This window comes from Sphingomonas morindae (genome assembly GCF_023822065.1).
GTDB lineage: Bacteria > Pseudomonadota > Alphaproteobacteria > Sphingomonadales > Sphingomonadaceae > Solisphingomonas > Solisphingomonas morindae.
The window spans coordinates 2,095,037-2,120,885 of the sequence record NZ_CP084930.1 but is presented as its reverse complement, the minus strand read 5'-3'; the positions used below and the strand labels follow the sequence as shown (position 1 = coordinate 2,120,885).

Here is a 25,849-nt window from a genome sequence, read left to right as displayed (position 1 = left end):
TGGAAGCAGCCGCCGCCGGGTTAGCTCAGCTGGTAGAGCATCCGCCTTGTAAGCGGGAGGTCGTCGGTTCGAGTCCGACACCCGGCACCAGTCGCTTGAAAAGGCCGCTCGGGCAGGACGGGGCTCGGCCTCGCGGCGCGGTGTCGACCGCGGACCCGACCCAGCTTGACATGTAGGAGAATGTTGCTCAGATGTTCTCGCCGCGTGGATAGCGGGGCACCATGATCGACATATCGGAAAATGAACGACGGCGCGCCTTCTCGATATGGCTGCGGACCGGCAGGCTGCCCTCTCCACAAGGGCCGGACGGGATCGAGCGCAAGTTCAATCCATGGCATGATCCTGAGACCGGACGCTTCACCTTCGTCGGCGCGGGACGCAGCTATGGCCAGGGGGGCCGTGGCGGTGCGGCCGGATCATGGGATCAGCCGGCGCACCCGGCCCCCGCGCCATCGCACGGCCCGGCGCGACGCATTGCTTCTCAGGTGCCAAGGCGGACCGCGTCGCCAAATGCTCGCGACACGGCTCCCAAAGCGTCCGACCGCGGCGCAGGACCATGGGCGGGTGGCGGCTTTACCGGCGGCGGCGGCGGCAGCTTCGGTGGAGGTGGCGCAGCGGGAACGTGGGGATCAGCCGAGCGGGAGGCTCGCCCGACGTCTTCGCGCATTTCGACGCGCGCCATTACGCCTTCAAACCGCGCCGCCGCGCCGCGCACGGTCACAGCGCGGCCTGCGAAGCCACCGAGCGACGGTCTCCGCACGGTCGTTCGCAACGGTTACACGTACCAGATCGATGCGCGGGAGCGGACGCGACACGTGTCCGGGAGCCTCACGATCGCTCAAGCGCCGGTGCGTTCCCGCGCGTCGCAGCGTCAGGCGGGTGGATCGGAGCGGCGGGCGAGCGACGATGGCGGCCACTACATCGCGGCGCGCTTCAACGGCCCGAGGGACGCGTTCAACCATTTCGCGCAGGATGCCAGCGTCAACCGGGGCGCCTATCGTCGGCTCGAGGACGAGTGGGCGAGGGACAAGCGGGCCGGTCGGGCGGTGACGGTGCAAATCGCACCGCAGTTCGGCAGCAATTCTGTTCGGCCGTCGAACATCAATGTGTGGTGGACGGTCGATGGCCTGAAGAAGAGTGCGAGATTCGTCAATAAACCGCCGGAGAAGCGCCATGGTGGAAAATGAGTCGGAGCGCCTGCTGAACGAGATCGGTCAGTCGCTGATGGAAGACCCCGATTACCCGTCCGAACCCACGTTGCTCTACACTCAACTAGATCACAACATGATCAGACCCGCCATCTTCAAGGAACTTGGCAATCATTTTCTCTACCGCTCGGAAATGAGCGATCGTTTGACGTACGGGCTTTTGGATTTGTGGGACGCACAGAATGCGCGCGATCGGTGGACGGAGCTGGAATTCGTGCTTCGCGATGGCAGATTCCACGTCACCTATTTCTACCCGGACGAGATCGATCCGGAGGAAGACCTTGGGGTGCGCAGTGAGCGTTCGCTGCGGCGGCATTTCGGAGATAAGCCCATCGTCTATCCGCCGCTGCTGTTAGACGGCGAAGCGCCGCGCTATGACCTTTAGGCCAGGCCCCGTGAGATGTTTGAGGTGCAATCGGACACTAGCCCCGCGCCCCGATCGGCGCGGCCTTGTGCCCATCGGGATGCCGTCGCCGAGGCGAAGATCCGTGATCCGTCGATACTGCGAGGCCGGCGCGGGGCTCGTGCTGAACGGGGGCGCAACCCTCTTCGCCAATTCGGTGGTAGCAGGTTCGGGCGCAGGATCGGCGATCCAGGAGGGTGGACGATGATGGCGATCGGAGCGGTTTCGGGCATGCGCGCCAGCATGGCGCGTTTCGATGCGAGCGCGGCGCGGACGGCGCGCGCGGCGACGCAGGACGCGGCGCCGGCGGCCGCGCGCGGGGCGGTTCCGCCCCCGGCGGCGGCGGCGCCGGCCTCTGCTCCCGCGCAGGCGGGGGATACCAATCAGCGGCTGGCCGAGCGGCCGGTGGATCTGGTGCGCGAGGCGGGCAAGCAGGCGGCCGCCAAGCGCGCCTATCAGGCCAACGCCGCCAGCTTCAAGGCGGACCAGGAGATGACGCGGACCGCGCTTTCGATCGCCGGCTGATCCGGCGCGCGCGACCCGCATCCCGACGGCCGCCCGCCCCGCCCGGCCTCGCGGCGCGGGCGGCGGCCATGTCAGAAAGCGTCGATCTCCAGCGCCATGATCGCGCGCTTGCCCGATTTGATGGCGAGGAAGGCCGCCGTCGCCTGGGGCAGGATGCGATCGAAGAAGAAGCCGGCGGTGACGATCTTGGCGCGGTAGAAATCGGTCTCCTCGCTGCCCTCGGCGAGGCGCCGATGCGCGATCCGCGCCGCCTTGAGGAAGCAATAGCCCATCGCCACCAGGCCGAGCAGCCGCAGATAGTCGGTCGCGGCGGCGCCCGCCTCTTCCGGATCCTTCAGCCCCTTTTGCGCGATGGTGGCGGTGGAGAGCTGGAGCGCGCCGAACGCCTGCTGCAGCCCGGCGGTCATCGCCTTCAGCCCCTTGTCCTGCTCGCCCGCCATATCCTCGAGGAAGGTGGAGACGGGATGGAAGAAGGCGCGCAGGCTGCGGCCCATATGCGCCGGCAGCTTGCGGCCGACGAGATCGAGCGCCTGGATGCCGTTGGTGCCTTCGTAGATCATCGCGATGCGGGCATCGCGCGCGATCTGCTCGACCCCATGTTCGCGGATATAGCCGTGGCCGCCATAGACCTGGATGGCGAGCTGCCCCGCCTCATGGCCGAGATCGGTGAACAGCGCCTTCACCACCGGCGTCATCAGCGCCACGAAATCGCCGGCGCGGAGCCGCGTTTCGGGATCCTCGGCATGGGCCTCGGCATCAAGCGCGCGGGCGCACCATTGGCCGAGCGCGCGCGAGCCCTCGGCATAGGCGCGGATCGTCATCAGCATGCGCCGCACATCGGGGTGGACGATGATCGGATCGGCCGGCCCGTCGGGATTCTTGGCGCCGGACAGGGCGCGGCCCTGGAGCCGCTCCTTGGCGTAATGGACCGCCGACTGATAGGCGAGCTCGGCCAGGCCGAGCCCCTGCACGCCCACCGAGACGCGCTCGGTGTTCATCATGGTGAACATGGCGGCCAGGCCCTTATGGGCCTCGCCGACCAGCCAGCCGGTCGCGCCATCGAAATTGATCTGGCAGGTGGCCGAGGCCTTGAGCCCCATCTTGTGCTCGATGCCGGCGACCGTGACGCCGTTGCGCGCGCCCGGCGTTCCATCGTCCTTGGGCAGGAATTTGGGCACGAGGAACAGGCTGATCCCCTTCACCCCGGCGGGGCCGCCGGCGATCCGCGCGAGCACGAGATGGATGATATTGTCGGTGAGATCATGATCGCCGGCCGAGATGAAGATCTTGGAGCCGGTGATCGCGTAGCTGCCATCCTCGCGCGGATCGGCGCGGGTGCGCAGCAGGCCGAGATCGGTGCCGCAATGCGGCTCGGTGAGGCACATGGTGCCCGACCATTCGCCCGACACCATCTTGGGCATATAGGCCTGCTTCAGCGCGTCGCTGGCATGGCCCTGCAGCGCCGTGGTGGCGCCATGGGTGAGCCCCGGATAGAGGCTGAACGACACGTTGGCCGCGCAGATCATCTCCTCGGTGAGCTTGTTCACCGCCTCGGGCAGGCCCTGGCCGCCCCATTCGACCGGCGCGGCGAGCGCGGGCCAGCCGGCCTCCGCGAACTGGCGATAGGCCTGTTTGAAGCCCTGGGGCGTGCGCACCACGCCATTCTCATAGGTGCAGCCCTCGAGATCGCCGCTGGCGTTGAGCGGCAGCAGCAGCTCCTCCGCCACCTTGGCCGATTCCTCGAGCACCGCGTCGAGCAGATCGGGCGTATGCTCGGCAAAGGCGGCGAGCCCGCCAAAGCCATCATCGGTGAACTGCTCATGCAGCACGAAGCGCATGTCGCGCAGCGGAGCCTTGTAGACTTGCACGGGCGCACTCCTCTCGTCTCGTTGCCGGCCGCGATGCGGCGCGGTCAGTTGCGCAGCGGCTTGCCGGTTTCGAGCATGGTCTCCACCCGCGCGATGGTGCGCGGATCGCGCACCCGCCGCATGAAGGCCGCGCGCTCGAGCGTCAGCAGCTGCTGTTCGGTCACCACATCGACCAGATCGGCGTCGCCGCCGGTCAGCACCAGGGCCAGCTCGCCGCCCATCACACCGTCATAGGCGGTGGCGAGCCCCTTCTTCTGGAAATCGCGCACCGCGCCCGTCAGCGGCACGCGCCCGCCCGCGCCGGGCAGGCGGAATTCGGGCGCCGGCGGCGGCGCATAGCCGGGAACGAGCGCCAGCGCTTTGGCCTTGGCATCGGCCAGCAGGCGATCGCGGTTCATGGTGATGCCATCGTCGCGGCGCAGAAAGTGCAGCGCCTTGGCCTCGGCCGCCGATTTGGAGACGGTGGCGGTGGAGATGGTCTCGAACGCCTTGGCGACGGCGGGCATCGGCCCCTTGGGCGTGCCGGGCGCCTTGACGATGCGATCGATCAGCTCGCCACAGCCGCCCCAGCCGGGGATGAGCCCGACCCCGACCTCGACCAGCCCCATATAGGTTTCGGCATGGGCCTGAATGGCATCGGCGTGGAGGCAGATTTCGCAGCCGCCGCCCAGCGCCATGCCCGCCGGCGCGGCGACGACCGGGAAAGGCGCATATTTGAGGGCCTTGTATGCCTGCTGGCCGCCCGCGATGAGCTTCTCGATCTCGCCCCAGGCGGCGATGTTGAGCGCGAACAGCGCGAGGCCGAGATTGGCGCCCGCGGAGAAATTGCTGCCCTCATTATAGACGACGAGCGCCTTGAAGCGGCTCTGCACCAGCGGGACCGTCTGGTTGATCAGCGCCATGACATCGCCGTCCAGCGCATTCATCTTGCCGGTGAATTCGAGGCAGGCGACGCCATCGCCAACATCCCACAGCGCGGCCGAGCCGTTTTTGAGCAGGGGCGCGGAGGCGCGCTTCACATCCTCCAGCAGCAGCACGCCCTCGGGGCGGACGATGGGATGATAGGCGCCGTCGACGCCGAGATAGGCGCGCTCGCCATCGGCGACGCGGTAGAAGGGGCGATCGCCCGCGAGATCGAGCAGCGGCGGCACCGGCCGCCCCTCGGCGCGCAGCCGCGCCGCCAGCCGGCCCGGCCCGAGCCGGTCGATCAGCTCGAACGGGCCGAACTTCCAGTTATAGCCGAGCCGCATCGCGGTATCGACCGCGACGATGTCCGCCGCCGCCTCGGGCACCAGCGCGGCGGCGTAGCCGAGCACCTGGCTGAGCACCGTCCAGGCGAACGCGCCGGCCTTGTCGGGCAGCGCCACCAAAGCGGCGAGATCGCGCTCGGCCGCGCCGGGCAGGCGCGGCGGCCGCGCCTCCGCGCGATAGGCGCCGGAGGCGAGATCGATCGCCTGCTTCACCTTGCCGCCGCCGCTGCGATCCAGCCGGTAGAAGCCGCCCTTGCCCTTGCGGCCCGTCAGCCCCTCGGCGATCATGCGATCCACCAGCGGCAGCGGCCGCACCGTGTCGAAATAGGGATCGCCCTTGGGCAGCGTTTCGGTCAGGCTACGGGCGAGCAGCGGCATGAGATCGATCCCGACCAGATCGATCAGGCCGAAAATGCCCGTCTTGGGCACGCCCATCGGCTTGCCGCCGATCTGGTCCGCCTCCTCGACCGTGAGGCCGAGATCCATCGCCGCGTTGACCGCGACCGACAGCCAGTAGGTGCCCACGCGATTGGCGATGAAGCCCGGCGTATCCTTGGCGCGGACCACCGTCTTGCCGAGCGCGCGATCGGCGAAATCGCTGACCCGCGCGAGCAGGGCGGCATCGGTGGCCGGGCCGCCGACCACTTCGAGCAAGCGCATATAGCGCGGCGGATTGAAGAAATGGGTGATGAGGAAATCGCGGGCAAAGGCCTCGCCGCGTCCCTCGATCAGCCGGTCGAGCGGGATGGTCGAGGTGTTGGACGAGATCGCCGTGCCCGGCCGCTTGATCGCCTCGATCCGGGCGTAGAGCGCCTGCTTGAGATCGAGCCGCTCGATGATCGCCTCGATCACCCAGTCGCACGTCGCGATGCGATCGAGATGATCCTCGAGATTGCCGGTCTCCACCAGCTTGATCGCGGCGGGGCTCATAAAGGCGGCGGGCTGCGCCTTGGCGAGGCGCGCGACCGCGTTCTTGGCGACGGCGTCGCGATCGGCGCCGTCCTTGGGCAGGATATCGAGCAGCAGCACCGGCACGCCGGCATTGGCGATCTGCGCGGCGATGCCCGCGCCCATCGTGCCCGCCCCGATGACGCAGACCTTGCGGATCGTCTCGCCCATCACGCGCGCTCCAGCACCGTGGCGATGCCCTGGCCGCCACCGATGCACTGGGTGGCGAGCGCGAAGCGGCCGCCCTCGCGCGCCAGCAGCGCCGCCGCCTTGCCGACGATGCGCGCGCCCGTGGCGCCGAGCGGATGGCCGATGGCGATGGCGCCGCCATCCAGATTGACGCTCTCGGGCTTGAGCCCGAGATCGCGGATGCAGGCGAGCGCCTGGCTGGCGAAGGCCTCGTTGAGTTCGACCAGATCGATCTGCTCGGCGGTGACGCCCGCGCGCTCCATCGCCTTGCGGCTCGCGCCCACGGGGCCGATTCCCATGATCGCCGGATCGCATCCCGAGATCGCGACGCTGCGGATATGCGCGAGCGGAGCGAGGCCGTGGCGCGCCGCGAACGCCGCCGAGGTGACGAGCACCGCCGAGGCGCCATCGGTGAGCGGCGAGGCGGTGCCGGCGGTGACGGTGCCGTCCTTGTCGAAGGCGGGCTTGAGCCCGGCCAGCACCTCCGCCGTGGTGTCGGGGCGGATGATGCCATCCTCCGTCACCAGCCCGGCCTTGGTGGCGATCGGCACGATCTCGTCCTTCAGCCGGCCCTCGGCCCGCGCGGCGGCGGCCTTGTGCTGGCTGGCGACCGCGAACGCCTCCTGCTCGGCGCGGGTGATCTGGTATTTCTCCGCCACATTCTCGGCGGTTTCGCCCATGCCCATATAGGCGCCGGCGTTACGCTCGGCGAGATCGGCGTTGAACAGGGGGTTGTAGCCGCCCATCGGCACCCGGCTCATCGACTCGACGCCCGCGCAGATAAAGGCCTCGCCGGCGCCGATCGCGATCTGCCCCATGGCGATGTGGATCGCGCTCATCGACGAGCCGCAGAAGCGGTTCACCGTCATGCCGCCCACCGAGAGCGGCAGATCCGACAATAGTCCGATCAGCCGCGCCACGTTCATGCCCTGCTCGCCTTCCGGAAAGGCGCAGCCCACAATGATATCCTCGATGAGGGCGGGATCGACGCCGGTGCGCTCGATCAGGCCGCGGATCACGGCGGCGGCGAGATCATCGGGGCGGGTCCGCGCGAGCGCGCCCTTGTTGGCGAGGTGGAAGGGGGAGCGGGCATAACCCGCGATCACGACGTCGCTCATCGACACTCCTCTCCAAGGGGCGGGCGGAGTCGGGCCTCCGCATTGCTTGTCCTTAAGGTGCGATCTTTTCCCTATACGTCAAGCCAAATCTGGCTATGGTAGAGGAGTCGGAGGCGGTCGCGCCGCCCCGGCCCGCCGGGACGCCGTCAAGAGCGTCGGGCGGGGAGAGCGATGTGTGAGGAGGTATGATGCCGCTTCTGATGCTCGGCGCTTTGCTGGCCGCCGCCATGGCGGGGCCATCCAGCGACAGCGCGGTGGGCCATTGGCGCTCGCCCACCAAAAATGCCGTGATCGAGATCCAGCGCTGCGGCGCCTCGCTGTGCGGCCGGCTGGTCTCGTCCGATGATCTGCGGGCCGATCCGGCGCGCAAGGATGTCAACAACAAGAACCCCGCGCTGCGCGGCCGCCCGCTCAAGAATATGCTGATGCTCAGCGGCTTTCGACAGGAATCCGACGCCTGGGTGGATGGCGAGGTCTATAATGGGGCCGACGGCCGCACCTATAGCGGCCGCATCACCATCGTCGATGCGAACCACCTGAAGTTACGTGGCTGTGTGTTCGTGCCCCTGTGCAAGACCGAAACCTGGACGCGGCTGCCTTGACCATAAAAGGCGCTGGAGGAACAAAAGGGAGATTGCCCGTGCTTCTTGCTTATGATCGTGCGCTTCGCGGCGCGACTGCCCTGGCCGTGATCGCCGCCGGACTTGCCGCGGCCAGCCAGGCGGATGCCGCGGCCTTCTACTTGCAGGAACAGTCGGTCAAGGCCAATGGCCGGGCCTGGTCCGGCGAGGCGGCCGAGCGCGGCGCCCAGCAGCAATGGTGGAATCCGGCGGCGATCGGCGGGATCACCGGCTTTCAGGCCTATGGCGGCGTGACCGCGCTCTATCCGCGCGCGCGGTCGAGCAATGTCAACACGCGCGTGGTGCGGCCGACGCTGGCCCTCCCGACCGGCCAGGTCGTGCCCGGCTCGAACAGCGCGGTGGGCGGCAACCAGACCTTCTCCAACCCGGTGAATGACGGCTATCTCCCGAATGGCGGCTTCGCCTTCCCGATCACCGACAAGCTCGCCGCCGGGCTGACCGTCACCTCGCCCTACAGCTTCACCACCAACTATGATTCCGACTCCTGGGCACGCTACAGCGCCGACAAGACGCGGCTGCGCACCTACGACATCCAGCCCGGACTCGCCTTCTCGCCGGCGCCGTCGATCAGCCTCGGCGCGGCGGTGAACGTGGAATATGTCCGCGCCACCCTGTCCAACTATCTGCCGGATCCGATCTCCGCCGCCTTCCCCGACGGGCATCAATATCTGAAGGGCGATGGCTGGGATGTCGGCTATTCGTTCGGCTTCCAGTTCCACAATGAGAAAGTGGATCTCGGCGCCAGCTACAAATCGGCGATCAAGCACAAGCTCAAGGGCACGCTGATCGTGGACGGCCTCGCCGATCCGATCACCCTGGCCGCCGGCGTCAACCGGACGATCGATCCCGCGCGCGCGCAGTTCACCACGCCGTGGCAGGTGAATGTCGGCGCGCGCTATCACATCGTGCCGAGCTTCACCGTCAACGCGCAGGTGACGCGCTTCGGCTGGGAGAAGTTCGACCAGATCACGCTCGCCGCGCCGGTGAACGCGGCGCTGCCCGAGAATTATCGCAGCCGCTACGCCTATTCGCTCGGCTTCGACTGGGACGTGACGCCGCGCTGGACGCTGCGTGGCGGCGTGCAGCGCGATCTCTCGCCGATCGCCGATGGCGAGCGTGATCCGCGCGTGCCCGACGGCAATCGCTGGACCTTCGCGGGCGGCACCAGCTACCAGCTGACCCAGCATCTCGGCCTTGACGCCTCGGTCAACTACACCAAGATCGCGTCCAACCCGATCGACAAGGCGACCGCCGCCTATGCCGGCACGCCGCTGCAGACGCTGATCCTCACCTCCGGCCAGCTCTACAAGGCCCACGCCCTGGTGTTCGGCCTGGGCGGGCACATGACCTTCTGATGGCCGCGATGCGCGCCGCCCGCGTCCCGCCCCGCGCCAATCCGGCCGGCGATCCGATCGCCGCCGGCCCCGCGCCGCGCCTGCTCACCGACCTGCTCGACGCGAGCGTCGCGCGGGCGGGCGACGCGGTGGCGCTCGATTTCATGGGCGCCACCATCAGCTATGCCGAGCTTGGCCGGCTGGTGGCGCGGGCGGCGCGCGGCCTGCAGGATCTCGGCGTGGAAAAGGGCACGCCGGTCGGCCTCTGCCTGCCCAACATGCCGGCCTATGTGATCCTCTATTTCGCCATCCACCGGATCGGCGGCGTGGTGGTGAACATCAACCCGCTCTATACCGGCCGCGAGATCGAGCATCTGCTGCGCGACAGCGGCGCGCGCATCGTCGCCTGCTGCGACGTGCCCGAATATCACGACAAGCTCGTTGCGCTCGGCGACACGCTGGCGCTGGACGCGCTGATCGTCTGCCCGATCAGCGAGGCGCTGCCGCCGCTGAAGCGGCTGCTCTACCGCCTGTTCAAGCGCAAGGCGATCGCGCGCGTCCGGGAGGACGGGCGGCTGCTCGCCTTCACCTCGCTGCTCGCGAGCGCGGCGCCGGCCGATCCCGTGGCGCGCGATCCCGACGATGTGGCGGTGCTGCAATATACCGGCGGCACCACCGGCGTGCCCAAGGCGGCGATGCTCACCCACGCCAATCTCGCCGCCAACAGCGCGCAGATGACGATCCACACCGGCAGCCTCGACCTGCGCGACGAGCGGATCATGGGCGTGCTGCCGCTCTTCCATGTCTTCGCGCTGACCACGGTGCTAAACCACGGCATCGACACCGCCTCGACGATCGTACTGCTGCCGCGCTTCGAGATGAAGCTCTTCCTGGCGACGATGAAGCGCACGCGCTGCACCGAATTGTTCGCCGTGCCGACCATCTATGGCGCGCTCAACACCCTGCCCAAGGCCAAGCTCGGCGCGCTTGGCTCGCTCAAATTCTCGATCTCGGGGGGCGCGCCGCTGCCCTTCGACGTGCGCCAGAGCTTCGAGGCGCGCACCGGCTGCCGGGTGGTCGAGGGCTATGGCCTGTCCGAGGCCTCGCCGATCATCACCTGCAATCCGCTGGACGGCGCGATCAAGGACAATAGCTGCGGCCCCGCCTTCCCCGCCACGGTGATCGAGATCCGCGACCTCGACGATCCCGGCCGGCGCCTGCCCGCGGGCCAGCGCGGCGAGGTGTGCGCGCGCGGGCCGCAGGTGATGAAGGGCTATTGGCGGCGACCCGACGAGGATGCGCGGGTGTTCGTCGATGGCGCGCTGCGCACCGGCGATGTCGGCTATCTCGACGAGGACGGCTATCTCTTCCTCGTCGACCGCATCAAGGACGTGATCCTGTGCGGCGGCTACAATATTTATCCCCGCGTGATCGAGGAGGCGCTCTATCTGCACCCGCAGGTGCGCGAGGCGGTGGTGATCGGCATCGACGATCCCTATCGCGGCCAGGCGCCCAAGGCCTTTGTCACGCTCCAGCCCGACGCCAGTGTAACGGGCTTGGAATTGCGCGATTTCCTCAAGACGCATATCAACAAACTCGAACTGCCCCGCGAGATCGAGGTTCGAGACACCTTGCCCAAGACACTGATCGGCAAGCTTTCCAAAAAGGAGCTGGTGGCGGAGGAACGCGCCAAGGCGGGCCGGCCCAATGGATGAGGCGCGCGGCGAGCTGCGCACCATCCAGGATGTCGCGGACGAACTCGGCATCACCAGCCGCACCTTGCGCTTCTACGAGGCCAAGGGGCTGATCGAGCCGCGCCGGGTGGGCGCGATCCGCGTCTATGGCCGGCGCGAGCTTGGCCGCATGCAGCTCATCCTGCGCGGCAAGCGGCTCGGTTTCTCGATCAAGGAGATCAAGGAGTTCCTCGATCTCTACGATGCCGATCCGCAGCATCTGGAGCAGCTGCGGCGGCTCGCCGAGGCGGCGGAGCGGCGGCGCGAGGCGCTGGAGCATCAGCAGGCCGCGATCGCGCAGACGATCGCGGAGCTGCGCCAGATCGAGGCCGAGGCGATGGAGCGGCTCGGCCCCGCCGCGCATCCGCCGCGCGCGGGCGATCTCGCCGCCGCGTCCTAAAAGGAACAGCCGCCACCAATATGCAGGACCGGCCCGGGCGCATCTTCCGTTCGCCTGCGTGAATCACTATATGGCGCTGGAATAGGCACGACCACAGGAGAAGCCGCTATACGACCGCCGATGATGCGCCGCCCGCTTGGTGCGCCGCCCATGCCCCTCAACGGCCCCCGCTATGATGAGTTCATCAATGTCCCGCGCGTGCGCGTGATTGATGAGCAGGGTGAGAATCTGGGCGTCATGTATACGCGCGAAGCGGTGGAGCAGGCGCATGAGCTGGGCCTGAACCTGGTTGAGGTTTCGCCCAACGCCGATCCGCCGGTGTGCAAGTTCCTCGATGTCGGCAAGTATAAGTACGAGGCGCAGAAAAAGGCGAACCTCGCGCGCAAGTCGCAGAAGACGCAGGAAATCAAAGAGATCAAGATGCGTCCGAACATCGACGACCACGACTACGACGTGAAGATGAAGAAGATCTTCGAGTTCATCGAAGAGGGCGACAAAGTGAAGTGCACGCTGCGCTTCCGAGGTCGTGAGCTTGCCCATGGCCAGCTCGGCATGCAGGTGCTCCAGCGCGTTCAGGCGGATGTCGCCGAGGTCGCCAAGGTGGAGCAGTTCCCGCGCATGGAAGGCCGCCAGATGCTGATGGTGCTCGCCCCCAAATAAGCCCGGCGCCGCGGCGTCACGCGGGAGCCGGCCGGATCAGGCCGGCTCCGCCAGCGTCTGGCCCGCCGCCGCCGCCAGCAGCCGCCGCTCCAGCGCCTTGAGCCGCTGGGTGCCGGCGATCTTGTCCCCGGTCAGATCGGTCAGGTAGAAGGTGTCCACCGCCCGCTCGCCATAGGTGGCGATATGGGCCGAGTGGATCGTCACCTTGGACTGGAAGAGCGCGTGCGCCAGCGCGTGCAGCAGCGCCGGCCGGTCCTGCGCATTCACCTCCACCACCGTATAGCGGTTGGAGGCCTTGCCATCGATGAGCACATTGGGCTCGACATGGAAGGCCTCGGCGCGGATCCGCGCGGGCTTCTTGTCCGCGAGCCGATCGTTGAGCCGCGCGCGATTGGCGAGCGCGTCCGAGATGGTGGTGCGGATGCGGTCGAGCCGGTCGGGATCGTCGAACGGGCCGCCCAGCGGATCCTGGACGAGGAAATTGTCCACCGCCATGCCATCGCGCGTGGTGTGGATGCGCGCATCGATGATGGTGCCGCCGGCGACATGGATGCCGCCGGCGATGCGGTAGAACAGCCCCGGATGATCGGCGGCATAGACGGTGACCAAAGTCGCGCCGCGCTCGGGATCGGGCTGGGTGAAGACCGACAGCGGCAGCGCCGCCTCATCCGCCTCGGCGATCATCCGGGCGTTGGCGAGCAGCGAATCGCCCGCTTCCGCCACCCAATAGCTTTCGGGCATGCGCTGGCGATAGGCGGCGAAGCGCGCCGCGTCCCAGCCCAGCGCCTCGGCGAGCCGCTCCTGCTTGGCGCCGATCCGCTCGGCGCGGCCCTTCTGCTTGTGGCCGAGCCGCAGCACCTCCTCCGCCGCCTCGTAGAGCTGGCCGAGCAGCTGGCGCTTCCAGCCATTCCACACGCCCGGCCCGACCGCGCGGATATCGACAATGGTGAGGATCAGCAGCAGCCGCAGCCGCTCGGGGCTCTGCACCTGTTCGGCGAAATCGAGGATCGTCTTGAAATCGGCGAGGTCGCGCTTGAAGGCGGTGGCCGACATGAGGAGATGGTAGCGCACCAGCCACGCCACCGTCTCGGTTTCGGCGGGGGTGAGCCCGAGGCGCGGGCAGAGCCGCTCCGCCACCTCGGCGCCGAGGATCGAATGATCGCCGCTCCGGCCCTTGGCGATATCATGCAGCAGCACCGCCACATAGAGCGTGCGCCGCGCGACGATGCGGCTCATCAGCTCGGTCGCGATCGGATGATCCTCGGCCAGCAGCCCGCGCTCGATCCGCGACAGCAGGTCGATCGCGTGGATGGTGTGCTCGTCCACCGTGTAATGATGGTACATATCGAACTGCATCCGCGCCACGACGCGGCCGAAATCGGGCACGAACCGGCCGAACACGCCGGCCTCGTTCATCCAGCGGAGCACCTTGGCGGGCTCGCGCGGCGAGGTGAGCAGCTCGAGGAAGAGACGGTTGGCGCGCGGATCGGCGCGCACCGCGGCGGTGATGGCGGCGGCATCGCGCGAGGCCTGGCGCATCGCCAGCGGGTGGATCTCCAGCCCGTGGCGATCCGCCAGCGTGAAGAGCGCGATCAGCCGCACCGGATCGGCGAGGAAGAAGCCTTCGTCGGGCAGCGCCAGCCGCCCCGCGTCGAGCACGAACCCGTCCAGCTTGCGCGGCCTTCGCCGCATCTTGGGCAGGCGCAGCCGCGCGCGCGCGGCGAAGCTCTCGTCGAGATGCGCGAGGAACAGACCGGTGAGCGTGCCGACCAGCTTGGCGGTGCGGAAATAATGCTGCATGAACCGCTCGACCGCCGATCGGCCCGGCCGGTCCTTGTAGCGCATCCGCGCCGCCACCTCGCGTTGCAGATCGAAGGTCAGCCGCTCCTCGGGGCGGCCGGTGATGAGGTGCATCTGGCAGCGCACCGCCCAGAGGAAATTCTCGGCCTGCTGAAACTGGCGCAGCTCGTCCGCGCTGAACAGCCCGACCCCGACGAGATCGCCCACCGCGCGCGTGTTGAACACATATTTGCCGATCCAGAAGAGCGCGTGGAGATCGCGCAGCCCGCCCTTCCCCTCCTTCACATTGGGTTCCACCACATAGCGGCTGTCGCCCATGCGCTTGTGGCGGGCATCGCGCTCGGCCAGCTTGTCATGGATGAAGCTGCGTGCGGTGCCGGCCACCACCTCGCCATTGAAGCGCCGCCACGCCTCGTCGAACAGCGCCTCGTCACCCCAGACATAGCGGCTTTCCAGAAGCGCGGTGCGGATGGTGAGATCGGCGCGCGCCTGGCGCACCATCTCGTCGATCGATCGCGTGGAATGGCCGATCTTGAGGCCGAGATCCCAGAGCAGATAGAGGATCGTCTCGATCGTCGCCTCGGCCCAGGCGCTGGGCCGGGCCGGGGTGAGGAAGGCGATATCGACATCCGAGGCGAGCGCCATCTCCGCCCGGCCATAGCCGCCCACCGCGACCAGCACGAGCTGATCCGACGCTGCCCGCGCCGGCTCGGCGCGAAGCCGCTCCACCGCGAGATCGAACACCAGCCGCAGGATCTGATCGGCGAGAAAGGCATAGGCCGCCGCCGCCTCGCGCCCGCGCGAGGGATGCTCGGTAAGCCGCCGCGCCACTTCGGCCCGGCCGTCCGCCAGCGCCGCGCGCAAGATCTGGGTGGCGTCCTGGCGCAGCGTCGCGGGCGTATCGGGCAGCGCGGCCAGGCGATCGGCGACGAGGCGGCGATCGATGATCGCGCGGCGGTGGGGAAGCGTCTCGCTGCGGGCCGGCATGGCCCATCTGTAGCGCGATTTGCCGCCAGTTGAAGCGGATCAGCCGGCGGCCGCGACGATTTCCGCCGTCACCTCACCAAAGCCGATGGCGACCGCGCCGGGCGCCTCGGCGCGCGCGCGCAGCGTGATGCGATCGCCATCCTCCAGAAAGCGCCGCGTCTCGCCGCCGGGCAGGGTGATCGGCGCCGCGCCGCCGCGTGTCTGTTCCAACAGGCTGCCGGCGCCGCCCGCGCCGGGGGTGGACAGCGTGCCGGTGCCGATCAGGTCGCCGGGGCGGAGATTGCAGCCGTTGGAACTATGGTGCGCGATGATCTGCGCCACCGTCCAATACATGGCATCGGCAGCCGCCACCTCGGCCAGGCGCAGCGGCGCATGGCCGGCGGCGCGCATCGCCGCGCTGGACAGAAAGGCCTCGAGCCGGATCGAGAAGCCGCCGCGCGCCGCATCCTCTTCATGCTGCAGATAGGGAAGCGGCGCCGGCGCCCCCTCCTCGCGCGGGGCGGGCGGCCGGCGGAACGGCGCCAGCGCCTCCGCCGTCACCACCCAGGGCGAGACGCTGGTGTGGAAGCTCTTGCCCAGAAACGGCCCGAGCGGCTGATATTCCCAGGCCTGGAGATCGCGCGCCGACCAATCGTTGAGCAGACACAGGCCGACGAGATGCGCCTCCGCCTCGGCGATCGGGATCGGCGTGCCGAGCGCGTTGCCGGTGCCGATCCACAGCCCCAGCTCGAGTTCATAGTCGAGCCGCGCGCTCGGGCCGAAGCGCGGTGCCGCCGCGTCCGCCGCCTTGCTCTGGCCATGCGGCCGCACCACCGGCACGCCGCTCGCGCGCACCGAGGAGGCGCGGCCATGATAGCCGATCGGCACATGCGCATAATTGGGCAGCAGCGGCGCATCCGGCCGGAACAGCGCGCCCACCTGCCGGGCATGGTGGATGCCCACATAGAAATCGCTGTAATCGCCCAGCTGCGCCGGCAGATGCGGCGTGCAGGACGCGATCGGGTGGAGCGAGGGCGTGAGCCGCGCGGCCTGCGCCGGATCGGCGAGCAGCGCCGAGAGGCGCCGCCGCAGCGCGCGGCGATCGGCGGCGGGCAGCGCGAAGAGCGCGTTGAGCCCGGGCTGCGCCAGCGTCGCCGCCGCCGCCTCGGGCAGCAGATCGGCGATATCGACCAGATCCAGCGCCTGATCGCCGATCGCCACCATCGGGCGCGGCCCGTGGCCGGGCGGGGCGAAACGGCCGAGCGGCAGATTCTGGATCGGGAAATCGCCGCCCGCGCCCGCCGCCGCCACCCAGCTGGTGCGGGCCGGATCGTGGCTTTCGTCCAGCCCGGCCCGGCTCATGGCAGGCGCGCCTTGGCGAACCCGTCCCAGCAGAGATCATAATCGGGCTGGGCGAGCGGCGTTTCGGTCGCCCAGCGCGTCGGCCGGATCACGGCGCGGCTCTCGAACATGAAGGCCATGGTATCGCGCAGCCGATGCGGCACCAGCTCCGCCGCCACCGCCGCCTCATAGCTGGCGCGGTCCGGTCCATGGCCCGCCATCTGATTGTGGAGCGAGGCGCCGCCGGGCACGAAGCCGCCCGCCTTGGCATCATAGGCGCCGGCGATCAGCCCCATGAACTCGCTCATGACATTGCGGTGGAACCAGGGCGGCCGGAAGCTGTGCTCGGCCACCATCCAGCGCGGCGGGAAGATCACGAAATCGCAATTGGCGGTGCCCGGCGTATCGCTCGGCGCGGTCAGCACGGTGAAGATCGAGGGATCGGGATGATCGAAGCTGACCGTGTTGATGGTGTTGAAGCGGGTGAGATCATAGCGCCACGGCGCGAGCGTGCCGTGCCACGCCACCACATCGAGCGGCGAGGCGGCGAGGCGCGTCGTCCATAGCCGGCCCTGGAATTTCTGCACCAGCTCCACCGGCGCGTCGCGATCCTCGAAGGCGGCCACCGGAACCTCGAAATCGCGGGGATTGGCGAGGCCGTTGGCGCCGATCGGGCCCAGCTCGGGCAGGCGGAACAGCGCGCCGTAATTCTCGCAGACAAAACCGCGCGCCGGTTCCGTCACCTCCACCCGGAAGCGCACGCCGCGCGGAACCAGCGCGATCTGGAGCGGCGCCACCGCGATGCGCCCTAGCTCGGTAACGAGCGTGAGCGCGCCCTGCTGCGGCACGATCAGCAGCTCGCCATCGGCATTGGCGAAGACGCGATCGACCATGCTGGCGCTGATCGCATAGCCGTGCGCGGCCATGCCCGTGCCGGCGGCGACATCGCCGTTGCCGCCATAGGTGAAGAGGCCGTCCACGAAATCGGTGGGCGTCTCGGGCAGCGGCAGCGGATCCCAGCGCAGCCGGTTGGGGCTGGGCGGCACCTCGTCGAACGGGGCGGTGCGCAGCGCGCCGGGCCGCGCATAGGGCGCGAAGGGCGGATGGCCGGCGCTCGGCCGCAGCCGGTACAGCCAGGAACGGCGGTTCTCGGCGCGCGGCGCGGTGAAGGCGGTGCCCGAAAGCTGCTCGGCATAGAGGCCGAAGGGCACGCGCTGGGGCGAATTCTGCCCCGACGGCAGCGCGCCCGCCACCGCCTCGGTCGCGACATGGTTGCCGAAGCCGGGGAGATAGTCCGCCATCAGGCGTCGACGGTGATGACGCCGCGCCGGATCTGGTCCAGCTCGATCGATTCGTAGAGCGCCTGGAAATTGCCGTTGCCGAAGCCCTGATTGCCCTTGCGCTGGATGATCTCGAAGAAGATCGGGCCGAACAGCGGCTCGGTGAAGATCTGGAGCAGAATGCCTTCGTCCGAAGAGCCGTCGATCAGGATGCGGTTGCGCCGCAGCCGCTCGACATCCTCTTCATGGCCCTGCACCCGGCCTTCGATCAGATCATAATAGGTATCGAGCGTATCCTGCAGCCGCACGCCGCGCGCGCGCAGCTTTTCCACGGTGGCGTAGATATCCTCGGTGGTGAAGGCCAGGTGCTGGATGCCCTCGCCCTTATATTCGCGGATGAACTCCTCGATCTGGCTCTTGTCGTCCTGGCTCTCGTTCAGCGGGATGCGGATCGCGCCATCGGGCGCGATCATCGCCTGGCTGAACAGGCCCGTGGCCTTGCCCTTGATGTCGAAGTATTTCTGCTCCTCGAAGCCGAAAAGCTGCGCGTAGAAGGCGGACCAGACGCGCATCTGGCCGCGCCGCACATTGTGCGTGAGGTGATCGAGCAGATCCAGCCCCACCCCCTGTTCGGCCGCCGCCGCGCGCCAGCCCGGCACCTCGGTCCAGCCGGCGAAGGGATCGCCATCCACCAGATAGAGGAGCGATCCGCCGATCCCTTCGAGCACATGGGCATCGGGCCCGAGCGCGCCGGCCTCGGCCGGGGCGGGCTTGGCGCCGCGCGCCAGCGCCGCCGCATGCGCCGCCGCCGCATCGGCGACGCGAAAGGCCATGCCGTTGGCGGACGGGCCATGCGCCTCGGCGAAGGCGCCGGCCTGGCCGTCGCGCGCGCGGTTGAGCAGCAGCTGGATGCGGCCCTGGCGGTACAGCGTCACCGGGCGATCGGGATGGTGCGCCGCCGGCACGAAGCCGAATTGGAGCATCTGATCGGCCATGCGATCGGGATCGGGGGCGGTGAATTCGCAAAAGGCGAAACCGTCCAGGCCGAGCGGGTTCACATCGAGATGGGGCATCGCGGCTCTCCGCCAAATTGTAACGATTGATACTGGTTTCCGCCTTTCGCCGGCCGCTGTCAATCGGCGCGGGCGTGGATCGCCTCGGCCAGCGCGACGAGCAGGAGCATGGTCGCGGCGAGCAGCGCCGATGCCAGGCCGAGCCCGGTCCAGCCGGCGCGATGCACCACCAGGCCGCCCAAAGGCGGCCCGAGCAGCGCGCCCCCCGCGCCGAACTGGGTGAGCAGGCCGTTGGCGGCGGCGATGCGCGGATCGGCCGGCCCCCGCGCGCCGGCGAGCAAAGGCAGGCGTCCGAACAGGAAGGGCGCCGCCACCGCGCCCAGGCCGAGCGCGGCCACCGCGAGCGCCGCGCTGGCGGCGCGATCGGCCAGGCGGAAGATCAGCGGCATCGCCAGCGCGGCGATCAGCGTGGGCGGCGCGATCAGGGCGAGCAGCCGCGCGCCGCTCAGCGGACCGCGCGCCATGATCCGCGCCGCCAGCGCCGATCCCGGCAGCGCCGCGAGCGACGCCAGGCCCGCGATCAGCCCCGCCTCGGCGGTGGTGGCGCCGCGCGCCTCGATCAGGAAGCTCGGCAGCAACATGGTGAGCGCGCAGACGAACAGCGTATAGGCGCCGAAGCCGAGCGTGGCCGGCCAGGCGGCGGCGCGGGGCAGCGCGATGCGCGGCGCGATCGCGATATCGGCCAGCGGCAGCCGCGCCGCGAGCAGCAGCAGCGCCAGCCCGGCGCCGCTCCACAGCAGCAGCGTGCCGGCGATGCCGAGCGGATGCGCCAGCGGCCCCGTCACCGCGCTGCCCAGCGCCAGGCCGACGGGCACGAAGCTGCTCCACAGCGCGAGCGCGGTGCCGCGCTCGGCCGGCCGCGCCACCGCCACGATCAATGTCGGCGCGGCGATCACCACCAGCAGATAGCCCACGCCTTCCAGCCCGCGCGCCAGGAAGAGCAGCGCCGCATCGGGCGCCACCGCCTCGCCCGCGCCGCTCAGGCAGAGCAGGGCGAGGCCGCCGAGCAGCGCGCGCCGCGCGCCGATGCGGCCCAGCGCCAGCCCCGCGACAAAGCCGAACAGCCCGCCGCCCACCTCCATCAGCGAGATCAGCAGCCCCATCTCGGCCAGATCCAGCCGGTGCAGCCGCCGCAGCTGCGGCGCCAGCACGGCGAATTTGGCGAGCTGCGCGGCCGCCAGCAGGCCGATCAGCCACAAGGCGACGATGCGGGGCCAGCGACGATCCATGCCCGCCCGCTAGGCGCAGCGCGGGGTGCTGCAAAGCCCGCTTTTGCAGCGCCGCCCGATCTCGCGATTCCGGCAGCAAACTAAGACCCTTAAGCGGTGGACAGCGGCGCCCCGGCGCGGGCAAGCTGCGCGCCGACTTAAGGATCGCCCAGGAGAGAGACATGATACCGCCGCAGGATCGCCGCAGCCTTCTCCGCGGCCTCGGGGTCGGCCTCGCCGCCGCCGCCGCGCCGGCCTGGGCGGCGCCCAAGGATCGCAAGCTCGGCTATGCGATCGTCGGCCTCGGCTCCTACGCCACCAAGCAGATCATGCCGCAATTCGCGCAATGCGCCTCGTCCAGGCTGGTCGCGCTGGTGAGCGGCACGCCCGAAAAGCTCGAGCGCTATGGCGCCGAATATGGCATCCCCCAGACGCATCGCTACAGCTATGCCGACTACGACCGGATCCGCGACAATCCGGATATCGACATCGTCTATGTGATCCTGCCCAATTCCATGCACGCGGAATATACGATCCGCGCCGCCAAGGCGGGCAAGCATGTCATGTGCGAAAAGCCCATGGCCGTCTCCTCGGCCGAATGCGAGGCGATGATCGCCGCCTGCCGCGCCGCCAACCGGCTGCTGATGATCGGCTATCGCTCGCGGTTCGAGCCCTATAACCGGCTGTGCATCAAGCTCGCCAAGGATCGGCTGGTGGGCCCCACGCGGATCATCACCGCCGAACATGGCTTCAACGCCCAGCCCAATCAGTGGCGGCTGGACAAGCCCATGTCGGGCGGCGGCTCGCTGATGGATATCGGCATCTACAGCCTCAACGCCACGCGCTATCTGACCGGCGAGGAGCCGATCCTGGTGAGCGCGGTGGAATCGACCGATCGCAGCGATCCGCGCTTCCGCACGGTCGAGGATCGCATCGACTGGATGTTCCGCTTCCCCTCGGGGATCGTGGCCAATTGCGTGTCGAGCTACACCTCCCCGCACAATCGCTACCGGATCGTCGGCGATCAGGGCTGGATCGATATGGAGCCGGCCACGGCCTATCAGGGCCAGACCATGCGGATCAACCGCAACAACCATACCGAGGCGGGCCCCACCCCGCCCCCCGCCAACCAGTTTGTCGGGCAGCTCGATCATCTGTCCGAATGCATCCTGACGGGGCGCCAGCCGATCGTGCCGGGCGAGGAAGGCCTGCGCGACCTGCGGCTGATCGAGGCGATCTACCGCTCCGCGCGCGAGGGGCGCGCGATCAGCCTCGGCTGAGCGGACGGCCGCGCGCGTCGGCGCGCGCGACCGTTGCGGAATGGGGCCGGCCCGTCGCATAAGGCGGCCGGTTCCATCGGGGAGAAGCCAGTGTCCCGTCTCGTGCGCGATCTCGTCTCAGTTGCGCTGCTGTCCGTTCTCGCCGCCGGCGCCGCGCCGGCCCGCACGCATCGCCAGGCGGATCGCCATCATGGCACGCACAGGAGCAAGGGCGGCACCGCCGCCCGCCACCACAGCGAAAGCCGGCACAAGGCCGGGCATACGGAAAGCCGGCACAAGGCCGGGCACTCCGAGAGCCGGCACAAGGCCGGCGGGGCCACGGCCGCGCACGGCACGCGCGCGCATGACAAAAGCGGGCGCCACGCCGCCGCTGCCGCCCCGGCGCCGGCACGGCCCGGCGGCACCATGAGCGTTCCCGGCTCGGGGCTCAAAGTCTATTGCCCCGCCGGCAAGAACCCGCTGATGGTCCGCAAGATGACCCAGGGCGCGGGCACCACGGTAACGGTGGTGTGCCGCTGATCGCGGCCGCCGCTCACGCCTTCCGCGCGTAATTGGGCCACAGGCCGGGGGTGGCGATCTCGAGGCAATGGCCCTCGGGATCGGCGAAATAGAAGCTGCGGCCGCCCGCCGGCCAGCGCACCTCGCTCAGCGCCTCGACGCCCTGGGCGAGGAGATGGTCGCGCCAGGCCTCGTAGTCCGCCTCGTCGATCTTGAAGGCCATGTGCAGCGGGCCGGCGCCGTCATGGCCGGGGATGAAGCCGGTCGGCGTGTCCTCGCCCGCCACCGAGCCGCCGCGCTGGAAGACGAGCAGCACCGAGTGGCCGCCCGCGTCGAACCCCGTCAGCCGCTCCTCGTCGAGCATGATCGGCAGGCCCATCACCTCGGAAAAGAAGCGGACGGCGCGGGGCTTGTCGTCGAAATAGAGCGCATTTTCCAACAATCCGTGCAGCTTGGGCATGGTGGACCTCCGTGGCGGGCGAACGCGCCAGCGCCGTCGCGGCTGCATCGCCGCCGATGCGCCGGCCGCCGGAATTAACTTCCCGTCACCCCGGCGGCGGCGGATTGCCGCCGGGCCGGCAAATCTCTAACCGATCCCCATGCGGTCCGCGCCCGTCTTCCCTCCTCGCTATGCGGGCCAGGCCTCGCCGCGCGATCGGCTGGTCGCCGCGCTGCTCGCGCTGGCGATCACCGGGCTGATCCTGTTCATGCTCGTCATGCTCGGCGTGATCCAGCCGGCGCCCCCGCGCGGCGGCGGCGCGCTGACGACGATCGCGCTCGCCCCCGGCGAGACGCGCGACACCTCCGCCAGCCGCAAGCCCGCCCAGGCGGCGCGCGCCGCCCATGCCGCCGCCGCGCCGGCGCCCGCCCCGGCGCGCACGCCGCCGCCCCCGCCGCCGGTGCCCGCGCCCGTGCCGGCCTGGAACGTCATCCCGCTCAGCAGCAACGAACTGGCCTCGCTCGATCATACGATGAGCACCAGCCATGGCGATCGCAACGAGGCGCGCGGCGCCGAGGCGGGCGCCGGCGCGGGCGCGGGCGCGGCGGCGGGCGGGGCGAGCCAGGCGGGCGGCAGCGGCGGCGGCGAGCGTTATTATGACGTCGCCTGGTACAGCCGGCCCACGCCCGCGATGATCACCGGCTATCTTTCGGATCGCTCGCCGCGCACCGGCTTCGGCATGATCGCCTGCCGCATGATCGCCGATTACCGCGTCGAGGATTGCCGCGAGCTTGACGAGACGCCGGGCTCCGGCTTCGCCCGCGCGCTGCGCCAGGCGGCGTGGCAGTTCCGCGTGCTACCGCCCCGGATCGGCGGCCGGCAGCAGCTCGGCGTGTGGGTCCGCATCCAATGGACCTTCACCGAGGGGCATGGCGATTCCGCCGGCTGAGCCGCGCCGGCGCCAGCCCGGCGGCGGCGCATGGCCGCTCGCGATCAGCGCGTCCGATCCGATCCGCGCCGCCCACCAGCGCCACCAGAGCCGGTAGCGCCACGCCGCAAGGCGGGAGAAGAGCGGACGGATCATCGCCCCGCCCCTAGCGGCGCCGCTCGCGGCCGCGCAAGGCCGCGCTTCAACGCGGCCGCGATTGCGGCTAGGAGCGCTTCGCAAAGGAGAGCCGCACCATGGATCTTGCGACGTTGCCGAGCTTCACCCTCCACCCCCATGCCGCGCCGCGCAGCGCGAACGAGCGGGCGGTCCTGATGGAGGATCCGGGCTTCGGGCGCGTATTCACCGATCATATGGTGACGATCCGCTGGCGCGAGGGCTTTGGCTGGCACGATGCGCGGGTCGAGGCGCACGCCCCCTTCCAGCTCGATCCCGCCTGCGCCGTGCTCCATTACGCGCAGGAGATTTTCGAGGGGCTCAAGGCCTATCGCTTCGCCGATGGCGGCATCGCGCTGTTCCGGCCCGAGGAGAATGCCCGGCGCTTCCGCGCCTCGGCGCAGCGCCTCGCCATGCCGCAGCTGCCCGAGGCGCTTTTCCTGCAATCGCTGGACGAGCTGATCCGCGCCGATCGCGATTGGGTGCCGGAGGGCGAGGGCAGCCTCTATCTGCGGCCCTTCCTGTTCGCCGACGAGGCCTTTCTCGGCGTGCGCCCGGCCGCGTCCTACCGCTATTGCGTGATCGCCTGCCCGGTGGGCGGCTATTTCAAGGGCGGCAAGACCAGCGTCACCGTCTGGGTGTCCGAGGATTATACCCGCGCGGCGCCCGGCGGCACCGGCGCCGCCAAATGCGGCGGCAATTATGCCGCCAGCCTGCTCGCCCAGGCCGAGGCGATCCAGCATGGCTGCGACCAGGTCGTCTTCCTCGATACCACCGAGCGCAAATGGGTGGACGAGCTGGGCGGCATGAACATCTTCTTCCTGCTGGACGATGGCTCGCTGGTGACGCCGCCGCTCGGCGGCACCATCCTGCCCGGCATCACGCGCGAATCGATCCTCACCCTGGCCCAGGAAGCCGGCCACCGCGTGCGCGAGGAAGCCTATTCCTTCGATCAGTGGCGCGCCGACGCCGCCTCGGGCCGGCTGCGCGAGGTGTTCGCCTGCGGCACCGCCGCCGTCATCACGCCGATCGGCGAGGTGAAATCGGCCTCGGGCGCGTTCCTGATCGGCAATGGCGGGGGCGGCCCCGCCACCGAGGCGCTCAAGGCGCGGCTGGTCGGCATCCAGCGCGGCCGCGAGCCCGATCCGCACGGCTGGGTGCGCCGGCTCGGCTGAGCCCGGCGCGCGCCGGCGCCGCCGCCCATCATGTCCGCGCGCCGGACGGCGGCCTCAGCCGCCCGGCGCGCGTGCGATCAGTTCCAGAAATCGGGCGTGCCGCTGCTCATCAGACGCCCGGCGAGCGCCTCGAGCGACACGCTGCGCGCCGCCGCGCCGGGATCGGTCGCGCGGAGCACCTGCGCCAGCTGGTTGTGGCGCTGGCCGATCTCGTCGAGCCGCTGGAGATGATGCATGTGGCGTCGCGCGAAATCCGCGTCGCCGCACAGCTCGGCCCCCAGCGCCTCGATATCCTGATGCAGAAGATCGAGTTCGTCGGCGATCGCCTGGTAGAGATTGTCGCCCTTCATGCCGCCACCTGCGTTGATTGGCCCGCGAGGATCGCCGCGCCGAGCGCGGCGGCGGGAAGCTGGTGCACCACCGCGCCGCGCGCCACCGCCGCCTCGGCGGCCTCGTGGATCAGCGAGGAGCCCGCATCCTGGCAGAAGGTGACCGCGCCGGTGCCGCGCAGCGCCGCCAGCCCGGCCGCACCATCGGCGCCGCCGCCCGAAAGGATCACGCCCACCGCGCGCGCCGCCGCCGCCTTGGCCATCACGCCGAACAGCAGATCGGCCGAGGGACGATGGCCGTTGACCGGATCGCGATCCACCAGCCGCAGCCGGCCGCTCGGCCATTTGTCGATGGCGGCATGCCAGCGCGTGTCGGCGACGAGATAGACATGGCCCTGCTCCAGCGGCAGCCCGTCGGCGGCGAGCACCACCTTGGGCGCGATCGTCGTGGCGAGCTTGGCGGCGAAGGGCTCGGCCAGCCCGTCCTCCATCGGGTGAAGCAGGATGGTGGGCGGGCAATTGGCGGGGAAACTCGCCAGCACCTGCGGAATGGCGTCGATCCCGCCCATGCCGGCGGACAGCGCCACCAGCGAGCCGTCCCACTGATAGGCCGCCACCTTGGCGGCCGAGGGCGTGCCGCTGCGCTTGGCCAGCATGTTGGTCTTGGCGGCGGTGGCGACGAGCTTGCAGAGCTTGCCCGAGATCTTGTCGAACTCGTCGGGCGTGGTCTTGGTCGGCTTGGGGAAGCAATCCACCGCGCCAAGCTCGATCGCCTTGAGCGACACGTCCGCGCCCTTCTGGGTCAGGGTGGAGAGCATCACCACCGGAAGCGGGCTGGTCTCCATCAGCTCGCGCAGGAACTCGATGCCGTTCTTGCCCGGCATCTCGACATCGAGCGTGATCACGTCGGGCCGCAGCTCGCGGATCATGTCGCGCGCCATATCGGCCCCCGATGCCGCGCCGACCACCGCCAGCTCGTTGCTCTTCTCCAGCGCGCTTGTGAACAAGGCCCGCATGGTGAGCGAGTCATCGACGATCAGGACTTTCTTGACGGACATGAAAACTCTCCGGGAGGAACGGC

23 protein-coding genes and 1 tRNA gene are annotated in these 25,849 nt (G+C 69.5%); 13 read left to right on the top strand and 11 right to left on the bottom strand.

Annotated elements, in window-relative coordinates:
• Positions 1-14 precede the first annotated feature (14 nt).
• The 4 genes from LHA26_RS10390 (at position 15) to LHA26_RS10375 (ending at position 2,136) form a co-directional block, all read left to right on the top strand.
• Positions 15-90: transfer RNA gene (locus LHA26_RS10390), tRNA-Thr, on the top strand.
• Between the two features lie 131 nt (positions 91-221).
• Complete coding sequence (locus LHA26_RS10385) at positions 222-1,187, top strand: DNA/RNA non-specific endonuclease (RefSeq protein ID WP_252165550.1); 966 nt, start codon at positions 222-224, stop codon at positions 1,185-1,187.
• Entirely contained in the window at positions 1,174-1,593 is a 420-nt protein-coding gene (locus LHA26_RS10380; protein ID WP_252165549.1) for a hypothetical protein, read from the top strand. Before LHA26_RS10385 ends, LHA26_RS10380 begins: the two co-directional genes overlap by 14 nt.
• A gap of 222 nt (positions 1,594-1,815) precedes the next feature.
• Complete coding sequence (locus LHA26_RS10375) at positions 1,816-2,136, top strand: flagellar basal body rod C-terminal domain-containing protein (RefSeq protein ID WP_252165548.1); 321 nt, start codon at positions 1,816-1,818, stop codon at positions 2,134-2,136.
• Between the two features lie 71 nt (positions 2,137-2,207).
• On the opposite strand, the gene LHA26_RS10370 is transcribed toward LHA26_RS10375, so the two are convergent.
• From LHA26_RS10370 to LHA26_RS10360, 3 genes are read right to left on the bottom strand one after another with little or no spacing between them, the layout of a single operon-like run.
• The gene (locus LHA26_RS10370; protein WP_252165547.1) at positions 2,208-4,004 is read right to left on the bottom strand and encodes an acyl-CoA dehydrogenase C-terminal domain-containing protein; all 1,797 of its coding nucleotides are present in this window, start codon (positions 4,002-4,004) and stop codon (positions 2,208-2,210) included.
• A 44-nt stretch (positions 4,005-4,048) separates the two neighbouring features.
• The gene (locus tag LHA26_RS10365) at positions 4,049-6,373 is read right to left on the bottom strand and encodes a 3-hydroxyacyl-CoA dehydrogenase/enoyl-CoA hydratase family protein (protein WP_252165546.1); all 2,325 of its coding nucleotides are present in this window, start codon (positions 6,371-6,373) and stop codon (positions 4,049-4,051) included.
• Positions 6,373-7,509, bottom strand: coding sequence for a thiolase family protein (locus tag LHA26_RS10360; RefSeq protein WP_252165545.1), 1,137 nt, complete (start codon positions 7,507-7,509; stop codon positions 6,373-6,375). The genes LHA26_RS10365 and LHA26_RS10360 overlap by 1 nt, the downstream gene beginning before the upstream one ends.
• 185 nt (positions 7,510-7,694) lie before the next feature.
• Between LHA26_RS10360 and LHA26_RS10355 the strand changes: the two genes are divergently transcribed.
• The 5 genes from LHA26_RS10355 to infC all read left to right on the top strand — a co-directional run bounded on the left by LHA26_RS10355 (position 7,695) and on the right by infC (position 12,277).
• The gene (locus tag LHA26_RS10355; protein WP_367890714.1) at positions 7,695-8,111 is read left to right on the top strand and encodes a DUF2147 domain-containing protein; all 417 of its coding nucleotides are present in this window, start codon (positions 7,695-7,697) and stop codon (positions 8,109-8,111) included.
• Positions 8,112-8,149: 38 nt separating this feature from the next.
• Positions 8,150-9,505 (top strand): OmpP1/FadL family transporter, encoded by a 1,356-nt coding sequence (locus LHA26_RS10350; RefSeq protein WP_252165544.1) that lies wholly within the window; start codon positions 8,150-8,152, stop codon positions 9,503-9,505.
• Positions 9,505-11,199, top strand: coding sequence for a long-chain-fatty-acid--CoA ligase (locus LHA26_RS10345; RefSeq protein WP_437441203.1), 1,695 nt, complete (start codon positions 9,505-9,507; stop codon positions 11,197-11,199). Before LHA26_RS10350 ends, LHA26_RS10345 begins: the two co-directional genes overlap by 1 nt.
• Entirely contained in the window at positions 11,192-11,617 is a 426-nt protein-coding gene (locus LHA26_RS10340; protein WP_252165543.1) for a MerR family transcriptional regulator, read from the top strand. Before LHA26_RS10345 ends, LHA26_RS10340 begins: the two co-directional genes overlap by 8 nt.
• Before the next feature lie 120 nt (positions 11,618-11,737).
• A complete protein-coding gene (infC, locus tag LHA26_RS10335; protein ID WP_252165542.1) occupies positions 11,738-12,277 on the top strand; it encodes a translation initiation factor IF-3 in 540 nt (179 codons plus the stop codon).
• A 36-nt stretch (positions 12,278-12,313) separates the two neighbouring features.
• Here infC and LHA26_RS10330 read toward each other — a convergent pair whose 3' ends face one another.
• Genes LHA26_RS10330 through LHA26_RS10310 form a run of 5 tightly spaced genes read right to left on the bottom strand, consistent with a single transcriptional unit; the run spans position 12,314 to position 19,966 of the window.
• The gene (locus LHA26_RS10330; RefSeq protein WP_252165541.1) at positions 12,314-15,064 is read right to left on the bottom strand and encodes a [protein-PII] uridylyltransferase; all 2,751 of its coding nucleotides are present in this window, start codon (positions 15,062-15,064) and stop codon (positions 12,314-12,316) included.
• Between the two features lie 39 nt (positions 15,065-15,103).
• On the bottom strand, positions 15,104-16,405 hold the full coding sequence (gene fahA, locus LHA26_RS10325; protein ID WP_252165540.1) for a fumarylacetoacetase: 1,302 nt from the start codon (positions 16,403-16,405) through the stop codon (positions 15,104-15,106).
• The gene (hmgA, locus tag LHA26_RS10320; protein WP_252165539.1) at positions 16,402-17,685 is read right to left on the bottom strand and encodes a homogentisate 1,2-dioxygenase; all 1,284 of its coding nucleotides are present in this window, start codon (positions 17,683-17,685) and stop codon (positions 16,402-16,404) included. The genes fahA and hmgA overlap by 4 nt, the downstream gene beginning before the upstream one ends.
• Positions 17,685-18,737, bottom strand: a complete 1,053-nt coding sequence (gene hppD / locus LHA26_RS10315) for a 4-hydroxyphenylpyruvate dioxygenase (protein ID WP_252165538.1) — start codon at positions 18,735-18,737, stop codon at positions 17,685-17,687. The genes hmgA and hppD overlap by 1 nt, the downstream gene beginning before the upstream one ends.
• A gap of 59 nt (positions 18,738-18,796) precedes the next feature.
• Complete coding sequence (locus LHA26_RS10310) at positions 18,797-19,966, bottom strand: MFS transporter (RefSeq protein ID WP_252165537.1); 1,170 nt, start codon at positions 19,964-19,966, stop codon at positions 18,797-18,799.
• A gap of 161 nt (positions 19,967-20,127) precedes the next feature.
• Here LHA26_RS10310 and LHA26_RS10305 point away from each other — a divergent pair, with 161 nt between their 5' ends.
• Both LHA26_RS10305 and LHA26_RS10300 read left to right on the top strand, forming a co-directional pair.
• Positions 20,128-21,225, top strand: coding sequence for a Gfo/Idh/MocA family protein (locus tag LHA26_RS10305; protein WP_252165536.1), 1,098 nt, complete (start codon positions 20,128-20,130; stop codon positions 21,223-21,225).
• Positions 21,226-21,315: 90 nt separating this feature from the next.
• Entirely contained in the window at positions 21,316-21,744 is a 429-nt protein-coding gene (locus LHA26_RS10300) for a hypothetical protein (RefSeq protein WP_252165535.1), read from the top strand.
• A gap of 13 nt (positions 21,745-21,757) precedes the next feature.
• Here the strand turns inward: LHA26_RS10300 and LHA26_RS10295 are convergent, their stop codons facing one another.
• Positions 21,758-22,183, bottom strand: a complete 426-nt coding sequence (locus LHA26_RS10295; protein ID WP_252165534.1) for a VOC family protein — start codon at positions 22,181-22,183, stop codon at positions 21,758-21,760.
• A 139-nt stretch (positions 22,184-22,322) separates the two neighbouring features.
• Between LHA26_RS10295 and LHA26_RS10290 the strand changes: the two genes are divergently transcribed.
• Positions 22,323-23,111: a hypothetical protein gene (locus LHA26_RS10290; protein WP_252165533.1), complete on the top strand. Its 789-nt coding sequence runs from the start codon at positions 22,323-22,325 to the stop codon at positions 23,109-23,111.
• A gap of 233 nt (positions 23,112-23,344) precedes the next feature.
• Entirely contained in the window at positions 23,345-24,439 is a 1,095-nt protein-coding gene (locus LHA26_RS10285) for a branched-chain amino acid aminotransferase (RefSeq protein WP_252165532.1), read from the top strand.
• A gap of 77 nt (positions 24,440-24,516) precedes the next feature.
• On the opposite strand, the gene LHA26_RS10280 is transcribed toward LHA26_RS10285, so the two are convergent.
• Both LHA26_RS10280 and LHA26_RS10275 read right to left on the bottom strand, forming a co-directional pair.
• Entirely contained in the window at positions 24,517-24,789 is a 273-nt protein-coding gene (locus LHA26_RS10280; protein WP_252165531.1) for a gustatory receptor family protein, read from the bottom strand.
• The gene (locus tag LHA26_RS10275; RefSeq protein WP_252165530.1) at positions 24,786-25,826 is read right to left on the bottom strand and encodes a chemotaxis protein CheB; all 1,041 of its coding nucleotides are present in this window, start codon (positions 25,824-25,826) and stop codon (positions 24,786-24,788) included. Before LHA26_RS10275 ends, LHA26_RS10280 begins: the two co-directional genes overlap by 4 nt.
• Positions 25,827-25,849 lie beyond the last annotated feature (23 nt).

Excerpts from the sequence above, each read along its gene's own strand:
- LHA26_RS10385 (WP_252165550.1), top strand. The coding sequence starts at position 222 with ATGATCGACATATCGGAAAATGAACGACGGCGCGCCTTCTCGATATGG.
- LHA26_RS10380 (WP_252165549.1), top strand. The coding sequence starts at position 1,174 with ATGGTGGAAAATGAGTCGGAGCGCCTGCTGAACGAGATCGGTCAGTCG.
- LHA26_RS10375 (WP_252165548.1), top strand. The coding sequence starts at position 1,816 with ATGATGGCGATCGGAGCGGTTTCGGGCATGCGCGCCAGCATGGCGCGT.
- LHA26_RS10365 (WP_252165546.1), bottom strand. The coding sequence starts at position 6,373 with ATGGGCGAGACGATCCGCAAGGTCTGCGTCATCGGGGCGGGCACGATG.
- LHA26_RS10360 (WP_252165545.1), bottom strand. The coding sequence starts at position 7,509 with ATGAGCGACGTCGTGATCGCGGGTTATGCCCGCTCCCCCTTCCACCTC.
- LHA26_RS10355 (WP_367890714.1), top strand. The coding sequence starts at position 7,695 with ATGATGCCGCTTCTGATGCTCGGCGCTTTGCTGGCCGCCGCCATGGCG.
- LHA26_RS10345 (WP_437441203.1), top strand. The coding sequence starts at position 9,505 with ATGGCCGCGATGCGCGCCGCCCGCGTCCCGCCCCGCGCCAATCCGGCC.
- LHA26_RS10340 (WP_252165543.1), top strand. The coding sequence starts at position 11,192 with ATGGATGAGGCGCGCGGCGAGCTGCGCACCATCCAGGATGTCGCGGAC.
- infC (WP_252165542.1), top strand. The coding sequence starts at position 11,738 with ATGATGCGCCGCCCGCTTGGTGCGCCGCCCATGCCCCTCAACGGCCCC.
- LHA26_RS10330 (WP_252165541.1), bottom strand. The coding sequence starts at position 15,064 with ATGCCGGCCCGCAGCGAGACGCTTCCCCACCGCCGCGCGATCATCGAT.
- fahA (WP_252165540.1), bottom strand. The coding sequence starts at position 16,405 with ATGAGCCGGGCCGGGCTGGACGAAAGCCACGATCCGGCCCGCACCAGC.
- hmgA (WP_252165539.1), bottom strand. The coding sequence starts at position 17,685 with ATGGCGGACTATCTCCCCGGCTTCGGCAACCATGTCGCGACCGAGGCG.
- hppD (WP_252165538.1), bottom strand. The coding sequence starts at position 18,737 with ATGCCCCATCTCGATGTGAACCCGCTCGGCCTGGACGGTTTCGCCTTT.
- LHA26_RS10310 (WP_252165537.1), bottom strand. The coding sequence starts at position 19,966 with ATGGATCGTCGCTGGCCCCGCATCGTCGCCTTGTGGCTGATCGGCCTG.
- LHA26_RS10305 (WP_252165536.1), top strand. The coding sequence starts at position 20,128 with ATGATACCGCCGCAGGATCGCCGCAGCCTTCTCCGCGGCCTCGGGGTC.
- LHA26_RS10295 (WP_252165534.1), bottom strand. The coding sequence starts at position 22,183 with ATGCCCAAGCTGCACGGATTGTTGGAAAATGCGCTCTATTTCGACGAC.
- LHA26_RS10290 (WP_252165533.1), top strand. The coding sequence starts at position 22,323 with ATGCGGTCCGCGCCCGTCTTCCCTCCTCGCTATGCGGGCCAGGCCTCG.
- LHA26_RS10285 (WP_252165532.1), top strand. The coding sequence starts at position 23,345 with ATGGATCTTGCGACGTTGCCGAGCTTCACCCTCCACCCCCATGCCGCG.
- LHA26_RS10280 (WP_252165531.1), bottom strand. The coding sequence starts at position 24,789 with ATGAAGGGCGACAATCTCTACCAGGCGATCGCCGACGAACTCGATCTT.
- LHA26_RS10275 (WP_252165530.1), bottom strand. The coding sequence starts at position 25,826 with ATGTCCGTCAAGAAAGTCCTGATCGTCGATGACTCGCTCACCATGCGG.